The sequence below is a fragment of the Paenibacillus sp. FSL R7-0179 genome (assembly GCF_038002265.1).
GTDB lineage: Bacteria > Bacillota > Bacilli > Paenibacillales > Paenibacillaceae > Paenibacillus_AQ.
Map to the genome: position 1 here is coordinate 1,702,234 of NZ_JBBOCC010000002.1, position 21,662 is coordinate 1,723,895.

General features: G+C 48.5%; 20 protein-coding genes. 14 read left to right on the forward strand and 6 right to left on the reverse strand.

Annotation, left to right across the window (positions count from 1 at the left end; translation table 11 throughout):
* Positions 1-51 precede the first annotated feature (51 nt).
* From MKX63_RS23830 to MKX63_RS23860, 7 genes are all read left to right on the forward strand, one after another.
* Positions 52-1,491 carry an ABC transporter substrate-binding protein gene (locus MKX63_RS23830; protein WP_341020539.1) on the forward strand — a complete coding sequence of 480 codons (1,440 nt, stop codon included), beginning with the start codon at positions 52-54 and terminating at the stop codon, positions 1,489-1,491.
* A gap of 115 nt (positions 1,492-1,606) precedes the next feature.
* A complete protein-coding gene (locus MKX63_RS23835; protein WP_341020540.1) occupies positions 1,607-2,509 on the forward strand; it encodes a carbohydrate ABC transporter permease in 903 nt (300 codons plus the stop codon).
* Positions 2,510-2,526: 17 nt separating this feature from the next.
* Positions 2,527-3,387, forward strand: coding sequence for a carbohydrate ABC transporter permease (locus MKX63_RS23840; RefSeq protein ID WP_341020541.1), 861 nt, complete (start codon positions 2,527-2,529; stop codon positions 3,385-3,387).
* Positions 3,387-4,607, forward strand: coding sequence for an anhydro-N-acetylmuramic acid kinase (locus tag MKX63_RS23845; RefSeq protein ID WP_341020543.1), 1,221 nt, complete (start codon positions 3,387-3,389; stop codon positions 4,605-4,607). The genes MKX63_RS23840 and MKX63_RS23845 overlap by 1 nt, the downstream gene beginning before the upstream one ends.
* A gap of 11 nt (positions 4,608-4,618) precedes the next feature.
* The gene (locus tag MKX63_RS23850) at positions 4,619-5,761 is read left to right on the forward strand and encodes an exo-beta-N-acetylmuramidase NamZ family protein (protein WP_341023231.1); all 1,143 of its coding nucleotides are present in this window, start codon (positions 4,619-4,621) and stop codon (positions 5,759-5,761) included.
* Positions 5,762-5,778: 17 nt separating this feature from the next.
* A complete protein-coding gene (locus MKX63_RS23855) occupies positions 5,779-7,341 on the forward strand; it encodes a glycoside hydrolase family 3 protein (protein WP_341020544.1) in 1,563 nt (520 codons plus the stop codon).
* 13 nt (positions 7,342-7,354) lie between these two features.
* Positions 7,355-8,275, forward strand: coding sequence for an N-acetylglucosamine kinase (locus MKX63_RS23860; RefSeq protein ID WP_341020546.1), 921 nt, complete (start codon positions 7,355-7,357; stop codon positions 8,273-8,275).
* A 65-nt stretch (positions 8,276-8,340) separates the two neighbouring features.
* On the opposite strand, the gene MKX63_RS23865 is transcribed toward MKX63_RS23860, so the two are convergent.
* On the reverse strand, positions 8,341-9,555 hold the full coding sequence (locus tag MKX63_RS23865) for a GNAT family N-acetyltransferase (RefSeq protein WP_341020548.1): 1,215 nt from the start codon (positions 9,553-9,555) through the stop codon (positions 8,341-8,343).
* A 217-nt stretch (positions 9,556-9,772) separates the two neighbouring features.
* Here MKX63_RS23865 and MKX63_RS23870 point away from each other — a divergent pair, with 217 nt between their 5' ends.
* From MKX63_RS23870 to MKX63_RS23900, 7 genes are all read left to right on the forward strand, one after another.
* Positions 9,773-10,675: a ketopantoate reductase family protein gene (locus MKX63_RS23870; RefSeq protein WP_341020551.1), complete on the forward strand. Its 903-nt coding sequence runs from the start codon at positions 9,773-9,775 to the stop codon at positions 10,673-10,675.
* Between the two features lie 94 nt (positions 10,676-10,769).
* The gene (locus tag MKX63_RS23875; RefSeq protein ID WP_341020552.1) at positions 10,770-11,183 is read left to right on the forward strand and encodes a hypothetical protein; all 414 of its coding nucleotides are present in this window, start codon (positions 10,770-10,772) and stop codon (positions 11,181-11,183) included.
* Between the two features lie 130 nt (positions 11,184-11,313).
* Positions 11,314-11,703: a hypothetical protein gene (locus MKX63_RS23880; protein WP_341020553.1), complete on the forward strand. Its 390-nt coding sequence runs from the start codon at positions 11,314-11,316 to the stop codon at positions 11,701-11,703.
* A 204-nt stretch (positions 11,704-11,907) separates the two neighbouring features.
* Positions 11,908-13,254, forward strand: a complete 1,347-nt coding sequence (locus MKX63_RS23885) for a citrate transporter (protein WP_341020554.1) — start codon at positions 11,908-11,910, stop codon at positions 13,252-13,254.
* Between the two features lie 33 nt (positions 13,255-13,287).
* Positions 13,288-15,420, forward strand: coding sequence for a hydantoinase/oxoprolinase family protein (locus MKX63_RS23890; RefSeq protein WP_341020556.1), 2,133 nt, complete (start codon positions 13,288-13,290; stop codon positions 15,418-15,420).
* Between the two features lie 35 nt (positions 15,421-15,455).
* Positions 15,456-16,139, forward strand: a complete 684-nt coding sequence (locus MKX63_RS23895; RefSeq protein WP_341020557.1) for a hypothetical protein — start codon at positions 15,456-15,458, stop codon at positions 16,137-16,139.
* Positions 16,140-16,156: 17 nt separating this feature from the next.
* Positions 16,157-16,816, forward strand: coding sequence for a GntR family transcriptional regulator (locus MKX63_RS23900; protein WP_076157574.1), 660 nt, complete (start codon positions 16,157-16,159; stop codon positions 16,814-16,816).
* Between the two features lie 110 nt (positions 16,817-16,926).
* Here the strand turns inward: MKX63_RS23900 and MKX63_RS23905 are convergent, their stop codons facing one another.
* From MKX63_RS23905 to MKX63_RS23925, 5 genes are all read right to left on the reverse strand, one after another.
* Positions 16,927-18,075, reverse strand: a complete 1,149-nt coding sequence (locus MKX63_RS23905; protein ID WP_341020558.1) for a DUF2812 domain-containing protein — start codon at positions 18,073-18,075, stop codon at positions 16,927-16,929.
* The gene (locus tag MKX63_RS23910; protein ID WP_341023233.1) at positions 18,072-18,365 is read right to left on the reverse strand and encodes a PadR family transcriptional regulator; all 294 of its coding nucleotides are present in this window, start codon (positions 18,363-18,365) and stop codon (positions 18,072-18,074) included. The genes MKX63_RS23905 and MKX63_RS23910 overlap by 4 nt, the downstream gene beginning before the upstream one ends.
* A gap of 156 nt (positions 18,366-18,521) precedes the next feature.
* A complete protein-coding gene (locus MKX63_RS23915) occupies positions 18,522-19,208 on the reverse strand; it encodes a DUF7002 family protein (RefSeq protein ID WP_341020559.1) in 687 nt (228 codons plus the stop codon).
* A 280-nt stretch (positions 19,209-19,488) separates the two neighbouring features.
* A complete protein-coding gene (locus tag MKX63_RS23920) occupies positions 19,489-20,760 on the reverse strand; it encodes a sensor histidine kinase (RefSeq protein ID WP_341020560.1) in 1,272 nt (423 codons plus the stop codon).
* Positions 20,757-21,521 carry a LytR/AlgR family response regulator transcription factor gene (locus MKX63_RS23925; protein WP_341020562.1) on the reverse strand — a complete coding sequence of 255 codons (765 nt, stop codon included), beginning with the start codon at positions 21,519-21,521 and terminating at the stop codon, positions 20,757-20,759. The genes MKX63_RS23920 and MKX63_RS23925 overlap by 4 nt, the downstream gene beginning before the upstream one ends.
* Positions 21,522-21,662: the final 141 nt, after the last annotated feature.

Consider the following 21,662-nt stretch of genomic DNA (forward strand, 5'->3'; position numbering starts at 1 on the left):
GAAATGGAATTACCGGATGGATGCTTGTGAAAATTAAGGAGGCTGCTATCGATGAAAAAAAGAAAAGGTTTAACTCTGTTATTGTCAGCAATCATGATGATGTCGCTGTTATCCGCCTGCGGAGGGAAAGCAAATAACACTGCGGGTTCTGCAAATTCCGGAAACACAGGCAGCAGCGGTGCGGGAAAAGATACGATAACCGCATTATTACCTCCGGTATCGGCTAATTACCAGGCCCGCTTTGCTGATATGGAAAAAGAATTTAATGCTCTGCATCCTAATTTGACGCTGAAAATCGAACCGGCGAGCTGGGAAGATATGACACAAAAGCTGGATACACAAGTCAATGCAGGCTCCCCTCCGGATATTGCCTGGATCGGTGCCTCCGGACTTTCGAAATATGCAGCACTAGATGTACTAATCGATCTGAACCCAGTCCTGTCTGACGAAGTTAAGGCGGATTATGACGAAGTTCCAATGAAATACTTTCAATTGGGTGATGCCCAGTACGGCCTGCCCGCGTATATGGAAATCCACACCATCGGCGGTAATAAACAATTCCTTGAAGAAGCCGGAATTGACTGGAAGAGTATTCAGCAAAACGGCTGGACCTATGATGAGTTCCGGAAAGCTATTGCAAAAGGTGTAGTAAAAAATGATAAAGGTGAAACCAGTCGTTACGGTTTCGTATTCGCGACCTCCGGTGTAACTTCTAAAGACTACCTGGGTATTCTTGCTAAAACTGCGGGGCTGCCGGATTACTTCGATAATGACCTCAAATACACGTATACAAGCAAAAAATTCCTGGGTCTGCTGACAGCAATCCGTGAAATGATCGACGATGGTTCTATGCCGAAAGAGTTAAGCTCCATCGATGCCGGCAAACGCTGGAATATGTTCCTGACCGGCCAAACGATGATCACGGGTAAAGGCTTGTCGGCATTTGAAAACTCCGCCCGTTTGAACAATGAGAAAATTAAAGCGAACGATGGATCAGCTGTTGCCGATTCTATCCAAGTGGATTACATTTCACTTCCGGTTCCAACCTTCAACGGTGCCGATTATATCCCTACTTCCATAGTGGACGGTTATGTCGCACTCCGCGGGAAAAAGGAGCCTTCAGAAGAGCATATCAAAAATATTGCTCTGGCGGTGAATTTCCTGTCTTCCGGTTCGATTGCTGCCAACTATAGTAATGAGCTGTTCTTAACACCAATTACCGAGTCTGCACGTAAAGCAGAAGTGCTTGAAAAATTCCCGCGTAACGAAGACAACGTAGCTGCAGGTAAAGCTATGATGGCCAAAGCGCTCCCGGCCCGTACAGATATTCCTACGGAGCAGGCTGCTGAAGCGCTCAAAATTGAAACAGAAGTGATTATTCCTAAACTGCAGGCATTGCTTGCCGATGAGATTACCCCGCAAGAGATGTATGATGCAGTTAAAGCAGCTGCCGTCAAATCCTTCGGTGAAGATGGTGTGGTCGCTGACTAGATTGCCATATAGGCCGGCATGTGAAGTGAAAGCTGTACGAAGCTTAAACGTACAGCTTTCCTTCTGAATGCAGGCAAGCAGAAGGTACTTTTTTGAAGAAGAGAGGTGCGGCCCAATGAATCAATTGTTGACAAAAAGAAAAAAGCTGAAGCTCGAAAGTGACTCTGGCTGGGGATACGCGTTTATCGCAGTAGCACTTATTGCATTTTCTTTATTTACTGCCTATCCGGTAATCAATGCCTTTATAATCAGCCTGCAGAAATATCGTCCACTAGGGTCCACTTATGTCGGCCTGGAGAACTTCGTCAATTCCTTTTCAGATGAGCTGTTCTGGAAAGCGCTGAAAAATACATTGGTCTATACGCTGTTAACCGTTCCATTTAATATTTTACTGTCCTTCCTTGTGGCCATTCTGATTATGCCTTTTAAGAAAAAAACACAAACTATATTTAAAGCGGTATATTATTTGCCGGCTGTAGCTTCAGGGGTATCTCTTGCTGTCGTATGGCTGTGGATCTTTGATCCGCTAAAATCAGGTATTGCCAATCAAGCGGTCGGATGGTTTGGAATCAGTAATCAGAACTGGCTTGGTTCGAGTGCAACGGCCATGTTCTCACTTGTATTAATGTCCTGGCTGTCAAGTCATGGTACAGCGATCATTATCTATCTGGCGGCACTACTCAGTATTGATAACAGTTATTATGAAGCAGCTGATATTGACGGGGCGACTTTTTTGCAAAAGCTGCGGTATATTGTCATCCCTTTCCTTAAGCCAACAACGCTATTCCTGCTGGTTACCGGGGTCATTGGTTCCTTCCAGGTGTTCCAGAACGCTTATCTGATGACAGGCGGCGGACCAGACCATGCCACAACTATGGTGGGATTGTTAATCTTTAACAACGCGTTCACATATTTCGAGTTTGGCGAGGCAGCGGCCCAATCCTTACTTCTGGCAGCGGTTATTGCCTTGATCTCATTCTTCCAATTTAAGATTCTAGGTAAAGATATAGAATATTAGGAAAGGGGCAGAAACCTATGGGGTTGTTCAACAATACTATCAAAAGCAAAGGGTCTCTGTTCGCCCGTAATGGTCTGATCATTACAGCCCTTCTCCTGTTTGCCGCGGCGACCATTTTCCCGATATACTTTATGATCATTTCCTCGTTCGGCGATCCGGTAGAAGCTGGCGCAATGAGCTATTCGCTGATCCCGGCGAAGATTTCCTTTGAGTCGTATAAATTCTTTTTTAACTTCAGCGCCCATTCCTGGGATTGGTTAAAAAATTCTTTTATTGTAGCAGCCTGTATTACAGTATCTAACGTATTCTTCGCCACGCTTGCAGGATACGCTTTTGCCAAAATGAAATTTAGAGGAAAAGGCATTCTGTTCGCGATTCTGCTGGGGTCCATGATGATCCCAACTCAGGTCACCCAGGTTCCGCTGTATATATTGATCGTAAATATTTTTGAATTGCAAAATACGTATACAGCGCTGATTATGCCAAGCATTGTCACAGTGTATAACATTTTTCTGGTTAAGCAGTTCATGTCGTCCATTCCGGTTGAAATTATTGAGGCTGCCAAAATCGAGGGCTGCTCCCAGCCTAAAATCTTCTGGTATATCATTATGCCGCTGTCCAAAACGGTAATGGCCGTGCTGGCGATCCTGACGTTTATGGCAGCATGGAATGACTTCTTCTGGCCGTTCCTGGTAACCAACACCATGGATATGCAGACGATTCAGGTGGGGCTCAAAAACTTCCGTTTTGCGAATACAACGTACTTTGCACCTATGATGGCCGGGGCAACCATTTCTGCGGTTCCGATGTTTATTTTGTTCTTCAGCTTACAGAAGTATTTCCTTGAAGGAGTCGCCGTCGGAGCGGTGAAAGGGTAATGGGCGGCCCATCTGAAGTAGAGGTTGCCTATCTGGTTGGCTTGATGTCCGGCACATCGGTAGACGGTATTGATGCAGCGGTAATTAAGCTTTCTTCTTCGCCGGACAAAGAGTACGGAATAGAGACGGAGTTACTGGCTTTTGAGAATACCCCGTTTCCAGCGCATGTCAGAAGCTCGATATTCGAGCTGTTTGATCCTTCCAAGGCCACGGTGGATAAAGTAGGCGCAATGAATATGTGGCTGGGGGAATTATACGCCCGGGCTGCACTGTCGGTGATCCGCAAATGCGGACTTGCGCCTTCCCGAATAGTTGCGATAGGATCACATGGCCAAACGATCTATCATGCACCGGAAGAGATGAGGATGGACGGCTACAACCTGCACTGTACGGTGCAGATCGGGGAAGGTGCGGTGATAGCGAACCGGACGGGCATTCCCTGCATCTCAGATTTTCGGGTTGCTGATATGGCAATGAATGGACAGGGGGCGCCACTCGTGCCTTTTACTGAATATTTATTGTTTAACCATCCGGAGAAAACCTCACTGCTGCAGAATATTGGAGGAATCGGGAATATAACGGTTCTTCCGGCCAATGCTTCACCCGAAGAGGTGTATGCTTACGATACAGGGCCCGGGAATATGATTATTGATGGTCTTGTCTCCCGTTTATTTGCGCCAATGACGATGGATGCCGGCGGTGAAATTGCTGCGGGCGGTGAGGTCATTGATCCGCTTTTGAAATGGATGCAGCAGGATGAGTATTATAGTATGCCATTCCCGAAATCGACGGGCAGAGAACGGTTTGGACAACAATATGTTGCCCAAATACTTCAGATGATGGAGTCGAATCGCTGGAAAGCTGAGGATGTAATAGTCACGGCAACACACTTGACAGCATGGAGCATTGCCGACAGCTATGAACGGTATATTGCCCCGCAGCATCAGGCTCAGCGATTAGTGGTTGGCGGCGGGGGGAGTTATAACCTGACGTTAATGCGTGAGTTGCGGCAGTTATTTGCCCCGTTTGGAGTACAGGTGCTGACACAGGAGGATATTGGCGGCAACAGCGATGCCAAGGAAGCCGTTGCTTTTGCTGTACTGGCTTATCATACGATGAGACGTCTGCCGAATAATATTCCCCAGGTCACCGGAGCTTCCCGGCCGGTAGTCATGGGCAAAATTTCTTGGCCCTACCCGGAACACAGGGGGGTTGAATGATGCAAAGTGATATGGTGTGGAGCGGAGTTGACTCTATCACAAGGTATCTTCATCTGTTTAAAGGGAAACGTGTGGGTTTAATTACAGCGACGACAGGGCTTACCAAAGATTTCAGATCTACCATTACGATATTACACGAGAATTGTAATCTTACGGCCATGTTCTCGCCTGAGCATGGTGTGCGCGGAGATTTGGATGCAGGGGCATTAGTGGAGACGTATACGGACCCCCGTACCAAGGTTCCGGTCTACAGCCTGTACCGCAAAGATTCCAAACGTTTAACAAAGGAAATGCTGGAGAAGGTAGATATCCTTGTGTATGATATCCAGGATGTTGGTGTACGGTATTATACCTTCATTTATACGATGCTGTATGCCCTTGAGGATTGTGCTGCGGCTGGCGTGGAATTTGTTGTTTTCGACCGGGTGAATCCGCTGAACGGGGTGAACGTGGAGGGGAACATCTTACAGCCCGGCTTCAAATCCTTTGTCGGGAATTATGAGCTGGCTGTCCGCTACGGCCTGACCGCAGGTGAAGTGGCTGTCATGGCCAATGATCAGATGAACTGGAAGGCAGAGCTTCATGTCGTTCGTCTGGAAGGCTGGAAACGGAGCATGTCCTTCCCGGATACAGGCTTGACCTGGGTTCATCCTTCACTGGGAATCCCCCGGTATGAAACCGCGTTATTATATACAGGCACCTGTTTATTTGAGGGGACAAGCTGCTCCGAAGGCAGGGGCACAACCTTCCCCTTTGAAATGATTGGAGCTCCCTTTATTGAGGCGCAGCAGCTGGCAGATGAGATGAAAGCTTTGCGGCTTCCAGGCGTATATTTCCGTCCGGTTCATTTCAAACCAACGTCATCCAAGCATTCTGGAGAGCTGTGCGGCGGCGTTCAACTCTATATTACAGATCGCCAGGTGATCAAGCCGTTAGAGGTTGGCGTATCCTTATTATTTACGATAAGAGACCTGTTTGAGCCCTTTGCATTTCTGCCCCCAGTGAAGGAGGGCTCACGTCCTTTTATTGATTTGCTGGGCGGAAGCAGTATCTACCGTACGAAGGATATTCAGGCTAAGCAGCTGCTTGAACAGTTTGCAGAGGACAGCAGGCAATTTGCAGAAATGAAACAGCAGTATCATTTATACCACTAGCGGATGGTGAATAGCGGATGAGAACGATAGAACAAATGAGCTTGCGTGAGAAAATCGGGCAAATGTTCGTAACAGGCTTTCCGTCAACGGAGATGTCCCCTGAGCTGAAGGAAGTCATTGAGCAGTACAAAGTCGGGAATATTATTCTATTCTCACATAATATCAGCAATAAATATCAATTAGGCGGGCTTGTAACGGAGCTGCAGCAATGGTTCACCACACATACAGGCATTCCGGGCTTTATTACGATTGATCAGGAAGGCGGCCGGGTGACCCGGATGCCCAAGGACGCGACGAATGTAGCCGGAGCTATGGCCATTGCCTCTTCAGGACGCCCTGAAAATGCTTATGTCGCAGGCAGAATAACGGCCCGGGAGCTACAAGCATTAGGCATTAATTTCAATCTTGCGCCCGTGATGGATGTTAACAGTAATCCGCTCAATCCGGTGATTAACGTCCGCTCCTACGGGGATTCTGTTGAGACGGTATCGCAGTACGGGCTTCAGATGATGAAGGGCTTGCTCGACGGCGGCGTTATGTCCTCGCTGAAGCATTTTCCCGGCCATGGGGATACCGATGTCGATTCACACATTGGCTTGCCTGTAATTAACAAAACGTTGGAGGAGCTAGAGCAGCTTGAACTGCTGCCATTTAAGGCGGCCATTGGGCAGGGTGCCGAGGCCATCATGAGTGCACATATTTTATTCCCGCAAATTGAAACGTCCGGCGTGCCGGGAACGATGTCTTATACGATTATTACAGGGCTGCTCAAAGAGAAATTGGGCTTTAAGGGGCTGGTAGTATCTGATTGTCTGGAAATGGATGCGATTAAACGCTATTACGGGACGGCAAAAGGTGCACTTGAAGCCATTAAAGCAGGGATTGATCTGGTGTTCATAAGTCACACGCCTGCAACCGTTAAAGAAGCGGTACATTTAATAGAAGAAGCTGTGGCGGCCGGTGATTTGGATGAAGCGGTTATTAATACTGCTGTTGCCAAAATTCTGGCCTACAAAGCCCGCTATGCGCATGTTGGGGAACCGGATTACGGGATCGTGGGCTGCGAGGTTCACCGCCGGGCGAACGAGCTGATGCGTACGGAAACGATCTGTCTGATTAAAGGTGAAATCGAGCCTGTTCAGACAGGTGATGGCCAAATCTTGTTTATAGGCTCTTATGCCTACCGGACCGACCAGGCCTCCAGCAGTGTGAATCAGGAGCTTAGCTTCCCCCGGTATATGGGTGAGCATTTTGCTGCAGCGTATGAGCTGATCAGCATTGATCCGGACGAGGAGCAGATTCACGCAGTGCTGCAAAAGGCCGAAGGGTACAAGCATGTTGTTATAGGGCTGTTTAATGCGCGTGAAAATACAGGCCAGCTTGCGCTTGTGCAGAAGCTTGTGGCAGCAGGCTGTAAAGTAACGGCAATTACACTCGGCCGGCCTTATGATTTAGCTTTAATCGAAGGCGCGTTTTGCGGCCTTGCAGCCTTTGAATATACGCCGGATGCGTTCAAGTCCCTTATTCCCATCCTGAATGGTGAGGTCACACCTGCTGCCAGAATTACGATTCAGCTATAGGGGGGACATGAGTATGGCATTTATTGTTGGCATTGACGGAGGCGGCACCAAGACTGCGGTCATTGTTACTCCTGATGATCAGGAAGAGCCTGTATTATCCTTTACCGTAGGGCCTATTAATTATAATGGCGGTGATGTAGAGGCTATTGCTGCCGCTTTCAGGGAGATGTTTAATCAGATCAGGTCCTGCTGCACAAGCCTTGCGGAAGTGATTCATGTATGTATAGGAGCGGCAGGCGTAAGCAATCCGGCAGTAGCCGATTTTTTGGAGAAGCAGGTGAGAGATAACGGTTATAAAGGTCCTCTCACGATTACCGGTGATCAGGAAACCGCATTATATGGAGCCCAGAATGCGATGCAGGGTATTATTCTCATTGCCGGAACAGGCTCCATTTGCTTCGGGGTGAATGAAAAGGGAGAGCGGCACCGCACAGGAGGCTTTGGCCATCTGATCGATGATGAGGGAAGCGGCTATTCTATCGGGCGTGAGCTCTTGTCCATTCTGGTTCAGGCAGAGGACGGAAGAACAGCGGATACGATGATTCCGGAACTGGTCTATAAGCAGCTTGGACTTGGTACGGTGCAAGAGGTGATAGGTTTGGTCTACGGCAAAAACACAACGAAAAAAGATATTGCAGCGCTCGCACCGGTGATGACGGCAGCATGCGGGCTCGGGGACGCCCGGGCACTAAAACTGGCGGAGCAATGTGCAGCCCGTCTGTTTGAGCTTGTGGTGCCTGTTATTGAGCGGCTGAAATTATATGAGAGCAAGATTGCAATTGCCGGAAGTGTGCTGCAGAAATCCCGTTTTGTAAGTGAGGCCTTAGAGCGGAAGCTTGCCCGCAGCTACCCGCAGACCAGGCTGATTATGCCTGTTCATAATGCTGCCTATGGTGCTGTACTGCTCGGAAAAGCAAAAATGAGTAACGGGTAATGCTGTGAATTAAAAAAGATGGGTGTGCCATAAGTCCGACAGTTGCGGACTTGCGGCACACCCTTTTAAAACTTGTCGGTTAAATAAAACACGGCCTGTTGCTTCGGGAACAGGGCCTGCAGGATATCAGCATGTCGGGCAGGGGCTCCTGCTTCAGCTGCGCCTTCCGCATTATAGCCGAAGATGATATAAGAGATCAGCTCCCGCTCATCCACTTCTACGGATATCCGGGACCCGGCCTGACTGCTCTGGGAAACGGAAAGCCGCTTCTGGCGGTAGTCGAGGTAGACCCGATCCTCCCCGCATTGCAGTGCTATGAACAGCTCCTGTTCTGCCATCAGGTCATTGCCGTTAAGTCGCTGCTCCAATTCAGGCTGAAGCTTGTGGAAGGTAGAGTACAGGTTGATCATTTTCCACATTGCCATATGGATGGGGACGGGCTCTGCCTGATGCTGCTGATAATAGGAATATAGCTTGTGATCCTCAGGAAGCATCGCCATGATGTGCTTGGCCTTCGGCCGGAGACGGCATAATTCATGAAATAAGTATTCCACACCGTCCGCTGCCTCATCCAGATAGATGAGTTCGTTGATAAATACCTGTTCGGTGTCCTTTTTTTCTATAATGCCATAAGCGACAATTTTATGATGATGCTGAAGCAGCAGACAGTCCGACTTCTTCCATTCCGGCCACCGGATCATATCCTTCCAGTAGGTTTTATTACGAACTACAGTATAAGTGCGGTTCTGATTGAATTGTTCATAAATAACACGGATATCATCAAGATAACGGGGCTCAAAAGGTATAACCTCGTAACCGTCCGGCTGCCCGCCTCGCGCCTGATTGTCAACAGCATAAGCAGTCTCAGGAATCAGTCTCCAGCCGGCCTTCTCATAAAATGCATGCTTGCTGGCCAGAAGTACACTTATATCATAATCGGCTTCTCTCATGTAGTCTGTTTGTGCAGCAAGAATTTTGTGTGTCAGCCCCATGCCGCGATAATGGGGATCTGCAGCGACGCTGCCCATGGCACCCGTCTGCAGGACCGCTTGGCCGACTCTGATGGAGAGGGGAAAGATTTGAACATTGGCAGCGACTTTGCCGCCGACCGTCGCAAACCATGTGGTATCCGGGTCATAGGAGCTGTCGAGGTCTAATCTTTCCTGGAAATACCCCCGGCCTACGGCAAAACATTCATCTAAAATATCATAAATCTGTTCGAGCTGTTCTCTGCCCGGCCTGTTGGTTACGCTGATATTTGGTTCTGGTGTTGTCGTCATCTGTTCTTTCCTCCTGGGTCAGCCAAGTTGAAAATTATTGTCATAGATAGATCTTAATGTTGAAAATAATTTTCGTCAACAGTACATTGTAAGCCCAATCATCCGACACATCGCAAGACATTGATGATTGATCAGGGAATTCTAAAGCCTTATGATCATATCATGCAACACGATGTTGGATGATTCAAAGGAATACGAGTAGCCAGGGGGAATTGAAATGGCAGCACAGCCCGTCAGAATTTTAATTTTCGGCGCAGGTGTCATCGGGAGCATATACGCAATCAAGCTTATGGAAGCAGGATATGACGTTAGTCTGTTTGCACGTGCGGACAGATTCAGACTTTTACAAGAAAAAGGCCTGCAATATAATGACAAAGGTACAGTTAGAATGGTTCCGGTGAAGGTCATGGATGTGCTCGAAGATGACGATATATACGATTTTATTTTCGTTACCGTCCGTTATGATCGTGCCGAATCCGCGTTGTTAGCGCTAAAAGATAATCAAAGCCCGAATATCGTTACGATGACCAATAGCCCGATTGGATTTTCTTCTTGGCGGGGTATTGTTGGGGATCGGCTGTTACCGGCTTTTCCCGGCTTCGGCGGACAGATCAAAGATGGGGTCCTGTACGCCCGGTTCATGCCCAAGTTTGTAGTGGCTACCTCATTTGGAGAAATGAATGGCGCAGTGACGCAGCGCATCTTAAAGCTCGCACAAGTATTTCAAACCGCCAAGCTTCCCTACGTTATAAAAAAGGATATGCAGGCATATCTAATCACCCATTCTGTATCAGACATTGCCTTGCTGGGCAGTTTGTATGGCGGCAATCAGACGGTTGACCCAGTAACACCCGGAACCAAAAAGACGGCTCGCAAAATAACAGTTACTTTAAAAGCATATCTAAAGGCAATCCGCAAAGCCGGTGTTGCTGTTGACCCGCCCGTCTTTAAAATAGTCCCCAAACTCCCAAGCCTCCTGTTGGATGTTCTCTTCATTGCCTGGTTGCGCACAAACATGGTTAAGGATATGCTGCTGCCGGATTATGCGAATGCTGCGAATCAGGAGGTTGTGCAGCTGGAGAAGGATCTGACGAAGTTTCTATCTATACAGAACGGCTGATGAATCGTTTGTTCCGGTATTGTAACCTGTCTGTTTATTCTTCACTTCCAGCGGATGGTAAGGTTGAAGGACTGAAGCAGGCGGGAGGCTTACCATGATAACAAAATTAGGGAAGATACTGAAAATATCGATATTGGCGGTCTGCCTGGCTGGATGCAGTCAGGCTTCTCAACCCACACATCCCACAGACGCACAGCACATCCCGATTACTCCGTCTCCAGAAGATGCAGCGCCAGAGGAAGCGCTGATTCCGCGCAATACCTCCGAACCTTTTATCGGGCGAATGGATATGGATCTGGCGACGGAGGAGTTCATCTATGGAACCTGGAAGGTGGACAAGCTGCTGGGCTTCACCAATTCCTACAATGACGCGTCTGAATATCCTACAGGACAGGACATCATTGGGGATGAACTCTATCGGGATCAACGACGAAATGACAGTCATAGGCGTAACGGAACCTTCGCCGGGACTGGGCATACCGCTAGGGTTCCTGGATGTGAGCCATAACAAGCTGATCCTGTGGATCGAAGCCGCAGTGTTTGAGTTGACTAGAGTGGGCGAATCGGGTAATAAGTAGTCTAAGTACTGGAGTCTATAATGACAGGAGTGAGCAACCATGAGCTGGGATGTACTTATTATGAAAACGAAATACGATTTTGAAGCGCCGGAGGAAGAACAGCCCCCGGTGCCACCCCTGGGACAACGTGATGACATCATTGAGAAGCTGGCCCGCCGCCTACCGAACCTGGATTACCGGGATAAGGCTTGGGGTATCCTGGAGGGTGAAGGGTTTTCGATTGAGTTCAACACAGGTGACGAGGAGCTCGTAGATTCCATCATGCTGCATATCCGGGGCGGGGGAGAAGTGATGGATACCCTCTGCTTGATCTGCGAGACACTGGAGGCTTATGCCCTGGACACATCGGATACGGGCTATATCGACTTTGAGCAGCCAGAAGCAGCGGAGCAATCCTGGGAGCAATTTCAGAAGTATCGTGACCAGGTGATTAACAATCATAACGGATGAGTTTGAAGTGAACAGAGGCGCAGGATGGATCACATCTGCAGCCTCTGTTTTTCATTTTGGAGTGTTTGGAAATAACATGCAGAAGGGTATTGACGCCTAATGAAGTAGCATGTTAATATTTTCACGTAACAAACTAACATGTCAGTATACCTAAATAGCATGTTAGCATGTTAACTCAATGATCCTACTTCAGGAGGTTATTTTGTGGATGTGGCTAATGTTGTAATCGGTTTCATTATGGTCTTATCATTTTTTGGATTGGTGTGGTATTGCGTCAAGGGGTATAACCTCATGGTTGGCTTCTTCGTCATGTCGGTGCTGTGGACCTCGATTGCCCTGATCGGAAATAGCATTCATCCTACCTCCGTGATGGAGGGCAAGACGTTCATTGACGTCCTGACGAACGTGTTCCAGACGGGGCCTGAGAATTACGGGAAGGCGATACTGGTTAATATTTTCTTCGGCGCCTTCTTCGGCAGAGTCCTGATCGACACCGGGATTGCCGCCACGCTGATCCGTAAGGTTGTTGAGCTTGGGGGAGACAAACCAAGAATTACCATGTCCCTGCTATGTATCGTTACCGCTGTAATCTTCACCTCCATGACGGGTATCGGCCCGGTTATCTCCATTGCTGTCATCGTGCTGCCGATCATGCTGTCACTCGGGATTCCTTCACCGATTGCCTTGTTCTCCTTCATGGGCTCGATCATGGCGGGGATCTTCGGGAACATCGTGAACTTTAAGCAATATCAGGCAATTTTTGCAACAGCCAACGAAAGTTATGCCAGCTACGACTACAATACATATTTCAAATTCGGCATGATTGCGATGGCTGTATCTCTGATCGTAGTTCTGGTGGTCTCTAATGTGATGATGAACCGCAAGCTCTCCCGGGCCTGGGCGGCCACGCCGGATAGCGGAGCTGCGGTAGATGCACCTGCCATCTCCTGGATCTCAATCATTCTGCCGGTTGTGGGTGTAGTGGTGCTCAAGGTGCCGATTATTTTCGGATTTATCTTCGCGGCCCTGTTCGCCCTGCTGACCTGCGGCAAGCTAAAGGGTGGTTTTGCAAGCGTTTGCAGAATGTTGTCGAAGCAGTTCGCGGACGGAGCTATCGATGTGGCGCCAATGATCGGGTTCTTGCTTACGCTATCGATGTTCAACAATGCGGCCACCTATGCTTCCCCTTATTTCAAAACCCTGCTGGACGGTGCAATGCCCCAGACTGCACTGCTCTTGTGTATTGTATTCGCTATCCTGACACCGCTCGGCTTCTTCCGCGGCCCGATGAACCTCGTCGGTTCGGGTTCGGCCATCCTGGCCGTCGTGGTGGCAACCGCTGCCTGGCCGGTGCAATTCCTCTATCCGCTGTTCGCCATTACTACTGTTGCACCGCAGCATCTGGACGTTACACAGTCCTGGGTAGCCTGGGGCTTCGGCTATACGAAGGTTCCGGCCAAGGAATACATGAAGATGTCGATTCCTACCGGCTGGATCATCGGGATTATCCTGTGCGCGATTGTGTTCTTTATGTACGGTAACCTGGTGTAGTCTACTATTAATGAAGAGAAACGGAGAAATCATATGAGTACAATGGTTAGAATGGGGATCGATGTGGGGGGAACCCATACCAAGGCAGTTGCGATTGACAATGCGACCCATGAGATTATCGGGAAATCCTCGGTCAAGACGACGCATGACCATGCCACAGGCGTAGCCGCAGGTGTGGTGAAATGCTTCATGAATTGCCTGGAGGAGAACAACATCCGTCCGGATGACGTAGTATTCGTGGCCCACAGTACTACGCAGGCAACCAATGCGCTGATCGAGGGCGATATAGCCCAGGTGGGCATTATCGGCCTGGCAAAGGGCGGTCTGGAAGGCTGGCTCGCCAAGCGTCAGACCAAGCTTCAGAATATCGATCTGGGCAATAGTAAAGAGATCAGGATCTATAACAGCTTCCTGAATGTTAAAAAAATGTCCGAAGCCTCCGTGATGGCGGTCATCGATGAGCTGAAGCAGCAGGGGGCACAGGTGATTGTGCCTTCGATGGCTTTTGGCGTAGATAACGGGCGGCCTGAGGAACTGGTCTATATCGAAGCGGAGAAAAAAGGCATGCCGACCACCATGGCCTCCGACATCACGAAATTATACGGGCTGACCCGGAGAACGCGGACGGCCGCGATCAACGCAAGCATTCTGCCGAAGATGCTGGATACCGCCAATTCCACAGAGAAATCTGTGCGGGAGGCGGGGGTTCATGTTCCGCTGATGATTATGAGAGGCGACGGCGGCGTTATGGAGATCAGTGAGATGAAGAAGCGGCCTGTGCTGACGATGCTGTCGGGCCCGGCGGCCTCGGTCATGGGCTCGCTGATGTATCTTAGAGCGTCTAACGGGGTATATTTCGAGGTCGGCGGTACGACAACCAATATCGGTGTGATCAAAAACGGCCGTCCGGCCATCGACTATTCCATCGTCGGCGGTCATCCCACCTATGTCAATTCCCTGGATGTACGGGTGCTCGGCGTAGCCGGCGGGTCCATGATCCGGGCGAACAAGAGCGGCGTGGTCGATGTCGGACCCAGATCGGCGCATATCGGCGGTCTGGATTACTCCGTATTCACCGACCCGGAGAAGATCAAGGGAGCGCAGGTCGAATTCTTTTCCCCGAAGCCGGGTGATCCTGCTGATTATGTGGCGGTCCGGCTGGAGAACGGGGAACGGGTGACGATCACGAACTCCTGCGCGGCGAATGTGCTGGGACTGGTGAAGCCGGAGCATTTCTCCTACGGGAATGTGGAAGCGGCCAGAAGGGCAATGCAGGCGCTGGCGGATTACTGCGGAATGACCGTAGAGGATATCGCCAAGCAGATTATGGAGAAGGCCTATGCCAAGATCGAGCCGATCATTCTGGCGCTGGCTGAGAAATACAAGCTGGAGAAGGATCAGATCTCGCTGGTCGGTGTGGGCGGCGGTGCAGCTTCGCTGATTGTCTATTTTTCCGAGAAAATGGGCCTCAAATACAGCATCCCCGAGAATGCGGAGGTTATCTCTTCGATAGGTGTTGCCCTGTCGATGGTCCGGGACGTGGTAGAGCGGATTATTCCGTCTCCGTCCAAGGAAGTGATTGCCGCGCTCAAGATGGAAGCCATGAACAAGGCCATCCAGAGTGGAGCCACCCCGGAGAGCATAGAGATTCATATCGATATTGACCCGCAGACCTCCAAGGTTACAGCCATTGCTACCGGTTCTACGGAAGTGAAGACAACCGAGCTGCTGAAGGAATGTGATGAGGCGGAGCTGCGGGAGCTGGCGGCCCAGGATATGCGTATTCCGTTGGAACGGACGAAGCTGCTGGAGAAGACCCGGTATGTCAGTATTTTCGGCGAATGGATGGATAAAGCCGGTGAAGCCGGGGCAGTCCGCATCCTGGATACCAAGGGCTTCATCAAAGTGCAGAGAGGCCGGGCTATGGCGCTTAAGACCATTGCGGGCGACTACCTGAGTGCGGTTAAGCAGCTGTGGGAGGCCATGGCTGTGTATCAGACGGAGCTGATTGCAAGACCTGACTTTTACCTGTGCATCGGTGCCCGTGTCATGGACTTTACCGCATCGGACTTCGAACAGCTGGAGCTGCTGATGGATATTGAGGTATCCACGTTCGAGCCGGACACGGAAGTTATTGTGGTGGCGGCTAATATCAAGCAGAGCTAGGAACCGTGCGGAAGAACGTGTAGACAGGGGGACATATGCAAGTGCAGACAAAGCTGGGAGAGCTGCTGTATCCATTGCTGGAGGTTGACGATGAGGCTTGGGGAATGTATGCCTTCTCGAGAGACATTCTGAACCGGCGTATTTCACCGGAGACGAAGCGGGAAATGCTGAAGCAGGCCAGAGCCTGCGGTATAGAATATGCACAGCGGATGATGCTTGAATATGGGACCCGTGATGTCAGGGTGCTTGCTGAACGGATGAACCTGAAGCTGGAATTCAAGGATGCGCTCATGACCGGAAAGCGTGTGCTGTTCGCCTCCTACACCCCGCCGGACCGGATCGAAATCATGGAAGAACCCTTGCGCAGAGCGGCGGAGCAGGTACGGGAGGCGGGTCCTGGTCTGGTTGAACTTTTTCCGCAAGCTGGTATAATGAATACTATCCTTGGCCACGAAATTTATCATTTTGTAGAAGACCGGTTTGCACAGGAAATATACACCCGGACCGAGCGCATTCTGCTATGGAAGCTGCTGGGCCTGAAGAATTATTCTACAATACGCACCTTAAGTGAAGTTGGAGCCATGGCTTTTACACAGGAGCTGAACAGACTGCGATACCCGCCGTTTATTCTGGATGTTCTGTTGTATTACAGCTACGATTCAGCCAGTGCGGAGACAATAACCCGTGATGTACTAGGAGTGAGTTCAGGGAAGGTGTAGGGAAGCCGTTGAAGATTATGAATAACAGTAATTCACTGAATGATGTAACTTACAATAGAATAAAAGAAGACATCATGAATATGACGCTCGAGCCGGGAATGGATGTCAGTGTGCAGAAGCTGTCTGAACGCTATGGCGTCAGCCGGACGCCGGTACGGGAAGCAGTGGTCCGCCTTCAACAGTCAGGACTGGTGGAAATATATCCTCAGCGCAAAACCGTAGTCTCCAAGATCGATCTGCAACGGGTCCGTGAGGAGTGGTTCATCCGCACCTCGCTGGAATCTGCGGTGATCGATGAGTTCATCCGCAAGTGCAGCGAGCTGGTAGCAGATACGATGCAGGAACTGATTAATAAGCAGAAGAAGTATATGGACAAGAAATATTTCAGAGAATTCTATATTAAGGACAACCGGTTCCATCAGCTGATCTTTCAGACGGCCGGAGAGGAATTGTCCTGGTTTACCATCGAAGAGGTAGCTTCCCATTACAACCGAATCCGTCTGCTCTACGGGAAGATGGAGGGGGTGCAGCCATCCGATATCGATAAGCATGTGAAGATGGTGGCGGCGACCCGCAAGCGGGATGTGGAAGGGATGCGCAAGGTCGTGATGGAGCATTCCAATACACTGCTGGACCGGGTCCAGAGTATGTCTAAGCAATACCCGCAATTCTTCTGATTATACAAGTTACAAGTGAAAAGCTTAAAGGCGTATACTGAAGTCTTCTCCGCATGGAGCAGGACTTCCGGTATACGCCTTTTGTTGTGATACAAGAAATGATAGAGCTGCTATTGCTGCTTGAGCCGCCGGTAATATAGCCACGTTCTGCCCGCGAACGAGCCGAAGAGCAGAATGGAAAGGAACATAATTGAAGTGTTCCACGCTTGGGAAGCGGTAATCCCGTCCCGCACCATGCCATTAATGAAGGCCGACAGATTAAAGCTGTAGAGCAGGATCATCGGCAGGAACAGCAGGGTATAGCTGATGGCGACTTTACGTGCCTGCTTCAGGCGGTGGACCGGATCACTATAGATTTCCTGCTGCTCCGCAGCGTTCTGCTCCTCCCGGCTCCAGAGGGTCCATTTCTGCATAGAGAAGGGAGAGCTGTAGAGTCTCGTCCAGCCAGCCTCCTGATGCAGCTCGAAATACCCTTCATCGGCAATGACCTGATAGTCGGCGTGATAGGTCATGCGGCGCGGACGGCCCTTGCTGAAATGGAACAGCGTTCCTCCGAAGCCTACTTTATAGAGATTCCATCCGTGCTTCTCCTTGTCCTCCAGCCATTGCTCCAGCCGGTCAGGGGCGTACATCCAGCCGGGCTTCATCCGCGCCATCGTAGTGCCGGCAGGCTTCTGCGGTCCGGGAGGTTTCTTCAGGTCCTGATGGTTTGGCAGAAATACCTTACTGGCAGCCCGGAGCTTCACTATTGAGTAGATTGCTAGAATAAGCAGGGCCAGCGCTACCGCTGCTGCGGCCCAGGTAACGGCCCACATCGGACTTGGCTGAATGCGCACTGGAGTATCCTGATTGAAGGTGAGCCCTAGTACAAGCAGTGGAATAAGTGCAATTAGCAGCAAATACACCAGGATGCCCATGAAAAGATAGGAGATGATGCGGTTTCGCCTCAGGACATCCTTACGTGAAGGATAGGCGCTAATCTGTGACGGCAGCCGGTCATTCTCGTACAGACTCCATTTTCCACGCTGCAGCCGCTTGCTCCATCCCTCTGCGGCAAGAAAAGGAGACATGGATGAATACTTGGCCGAATGATAAGCCAGCTGATAAGTTAGCCGGATAGGCTCAGCCTGCCGGAAGGTAAAGCGCCGCAGCAGTAAGCTCCATTCTTCCACACGCCATCCCTTGCCGGCCATATCGGCCAACCAGGCTTCTGTCCCCGGCAGATCATAGCTCCAAAAGGGCCGAAATACCGTTCTCATTGAAATTCCTCCTCACTGGTGACGGCGTTGCGGTGAAGTTCCTTTAATCTGCCGATTTCAGCGCGCATGACTTCCTTCCCCAGCTCAGACACCTCGTACACCGTCTTTCTCTCTTCATCGGCAAATACGGTAATCAGTCCATCCTTGCTCATTTTGGTCAAGGTTCCATATACCGTACCGGAGCCAAGCCGGAGCCGTCCTTCTGACAATTCCTCCACATGCTTAATGATTCCATATCCGTGGCGCGGCCTGGTTAAGGACAACAGAATATAGAAGGCCGTCTCGGTCATGGGAACGTACTTTTTTAGAACCTTTTGCGCTGCGGACACCGCGTTCACCTGCTTCGTCAGTTCGTTGTGCCAAGTCTTGGCTATAAGAAAGTATGTCATGATGTGACTATGTCATAGTGTGACTATATCACGATGCGACATATTATACAAGCAGAGCTACATTGGCGAAAGAAGCAGTGGCTGGCACAATGGCTGCCAGAGCTCAGGTACAAGCTGGGGCTGTGAACAGTAGACCGTCTGTAAATACTGGCTGAGCGGGGTCAGCGTATCCTCGACCAGCACCTCCTTGATCTCGGATGGCTTGACGGGAATAGCTTGTCCGGTGGAGGACATGAATTCGGCGAGGGGAAGCAGCATAGCGCAGCTCTTGCGGTATGACATGCGGTGCGGGAACCTTGGGGAGCTGCCGGAATCGTATTTGGACAGCCTGATGCGGGAGAAGTTAGCAGCCAGCACTTGGCGGGCATCGAGCTTCAGCACAGCGAAGACCTCACCCGGTTCTCTGCGCGAATACATCGCAGCCATTGCCAGGCAATCGCGCCAGGTTGGCCACAGGAACACATGGCGGTCCAGGCAGCGGCGGAACTCTTCCGCCGTTGTCCCCGGAGCCATCGCCTCAGGCGTAATGCGCAGATGGGCATTCAGAATCGCAGCTTGCCCGGCGTAGCTTACCCTGTGCGCCGCAGTCCGCCGCTCCCCGGCTGCATGGGCAGGGCTCAGCACCGCAGAGGAATAAATGGCGTCAAGGGCAGCCATGGCGGGCAGATTCACTGCCCGGGTGAAATGATAGAGGGAGGTGCGGAGCGGGCTTTTGGTAATGGCAGCTATAAGCGATTGCATCATACTGTTATTTATCCTTTGCGGAAATAGAATAGTTTGTTATTTTAGAGGGGAACTGCAGAAATGGAAAGGATAATTCAACATATATTGTTACCAATATAGGACCTAACATAAACATCAAAAGATGATGAAAGTGATAATTTTACAGTTTGATTATACCGTATTAAGAAAAAAACAACCGTTTCCAGGGGGTGCTTGAAGCAGGAGCAAGTTGCTCCAATTAAGCCCTGGCGCACTGAGAATCGCCTATTAGAAAATGTTACCTTAAAGAATCATAATGAAATTAAGCTTCTCGATTTATTGGAAGGACAACAATAGTTTTGAATGTTTCTCTTGCCGTTACGGTAAGATGACCTCCATATCTTTCAGTGATCTGCCGGACATTGAGCAACCCTACTCCGTGTAGATCATTATTCTTCATTATTCTCCTCTTGTTATTAGGAGTATATGAATTTTCGGAATAAATTGTTAGCATTTGATACTGCGTGAAGATTCGAATTAATATGAATCGTTCTGCAGGAGTGGGAAGAAGTTGAGCCGCTTCGACTGCATTGTCCAGAATATTACCAATTACTATGCACAGGTCAAAAGGATCTATCATGTCCAGATTCTCTATGCTTATATGATGTCTTATTTGTATATTTCGCTTAGTGGAAATATTTATTGCATTATTTAGTAAAGAATCAATGACCAGGTTGCCTGAAGCTATCGCGAAAAAAGAACCCCTCATAGCTTGAAGAGCTTTACTGATATGGATAAGTGCCTTTTCCCTTTCCCCTGCTTGAATGCAGGCACGGATATAAATAAAGTGCTTATTCGTATCATGGATAATTTGTTTGGTCATTTGAAAGGAGTTTGAGACTTTCTGATAGCTGGCATTTTGGTAGTCAGTTTGTTTATGTAATCTTTCCAGCTCATCTTTCATCTGGAAGCTTTCAATTAATTCATCAAATAAATAGATAATCGTAACATTGATTAATAGGACAGCAATAGCTGAATAAATATACATGTTATTTTCTTGTGCATAGAAGAAAAGCGTATTCAAAATAAAAAGACTAACTATATTGATGACTACCAGTACAAGATAGTACCAGGTGTTCAGTTTGTAGTCTCTTTGTCTTTTGAATAGCTTGATGAATACAATGAACAAGAAAAAAATTAGTGAGGATAGCAATAAAATAAGTAAACGTGTTTGTTCTTTGCTTAAGTCAATAGCATCAGATGTAAGATGAAACTGCAGAATGAGTCCATATGACAGTGTTTCCGCTATGAAACCTAAAATGACGTATACAATTGAAAAAATAAATTTTGATTCTAACCGGGCACGGTAGCACCATGAGATGATAAATGCACTGCACATTGAAAATAAACCTGTTGTGACAACTGGGAAAAAAGAGATGGAGGATAAATAAATGATAATTCCACTCAGCAGATATTGAAAAGTGGTTTGCAGTTTATGTTGTTGGGAAGATCCGAGCAAAGCAAAAAAATAGCGATTCAGTAGAACGAGCTGTATGAGCGTCGTCCCTAGGAAAAATAGTAAGTTTATTTTCATTGGATACATTTTCCTGCCATATATTGAGTATAGGAATCTTTAATTTGTTTACTGTGGCCTCTGCTTATAGGTAATTCCTGCTGGTTGCTCAGTATAACGGAATGAACAGTAAATCTCCGGATATAATCCATATTTACAATGACTGACCTATAAATGAGCAGGAAAGGCACTCCTAATTTGGTAGAATAGGATGATATAGTTCCTGTAATAGAGAAATCCCCATTTGTAGTAATTATGTTCAATTTATTTTGTGCCAAAGAATGCTTTATTTTTATAATGGATATAACCTCGGACAAGGGTATAATATTTTCTCCTTGCTCCTCTTTCAAAATTATTGAATAGTTTATAGTTGAATTGAGATGCTCATACAGCCGTATCATTTTTGATTCAAAAGTACTATACACCAATGGTTTTAGTAAATACTGGAAAGTGAATACTTCAAAGCTTTCCATAACATATTCCGGATAGCTGCTTAAAAATAAGATCGTGACTTCTTTATTAGGGTAGGAACGTATTTGCTTTGCCGTTTCCAGGCCATTTAAACCGGACATTTCAATGTCAAGAAAAAGGAAATGGAGATGAGGGAGCTTATTGTTTCGATAGTGTTCCAGCAGTTCTTCTCCGGAAGAAAAATAAGTCAAACTGATTTTACAATTATAGTTTCTTTCAAAAAGAGTGAAAAATCCACTTAATTCTTCGTAAACTTCGCTTTCATCATCACATATTCCACCATGAAACATTAGGTCTTCTCTCCTATTCATTCCATATATTCTAAGTATAGCAAATTCAGCCTATATATCAACACAATGGCCGTTCTAAAATTATTACAATCTTCAAAACAGAGTAAATGAAAGAAAAAAATATCCAAAAACGTAATTCGCATAGGGATTTATACGATTCGC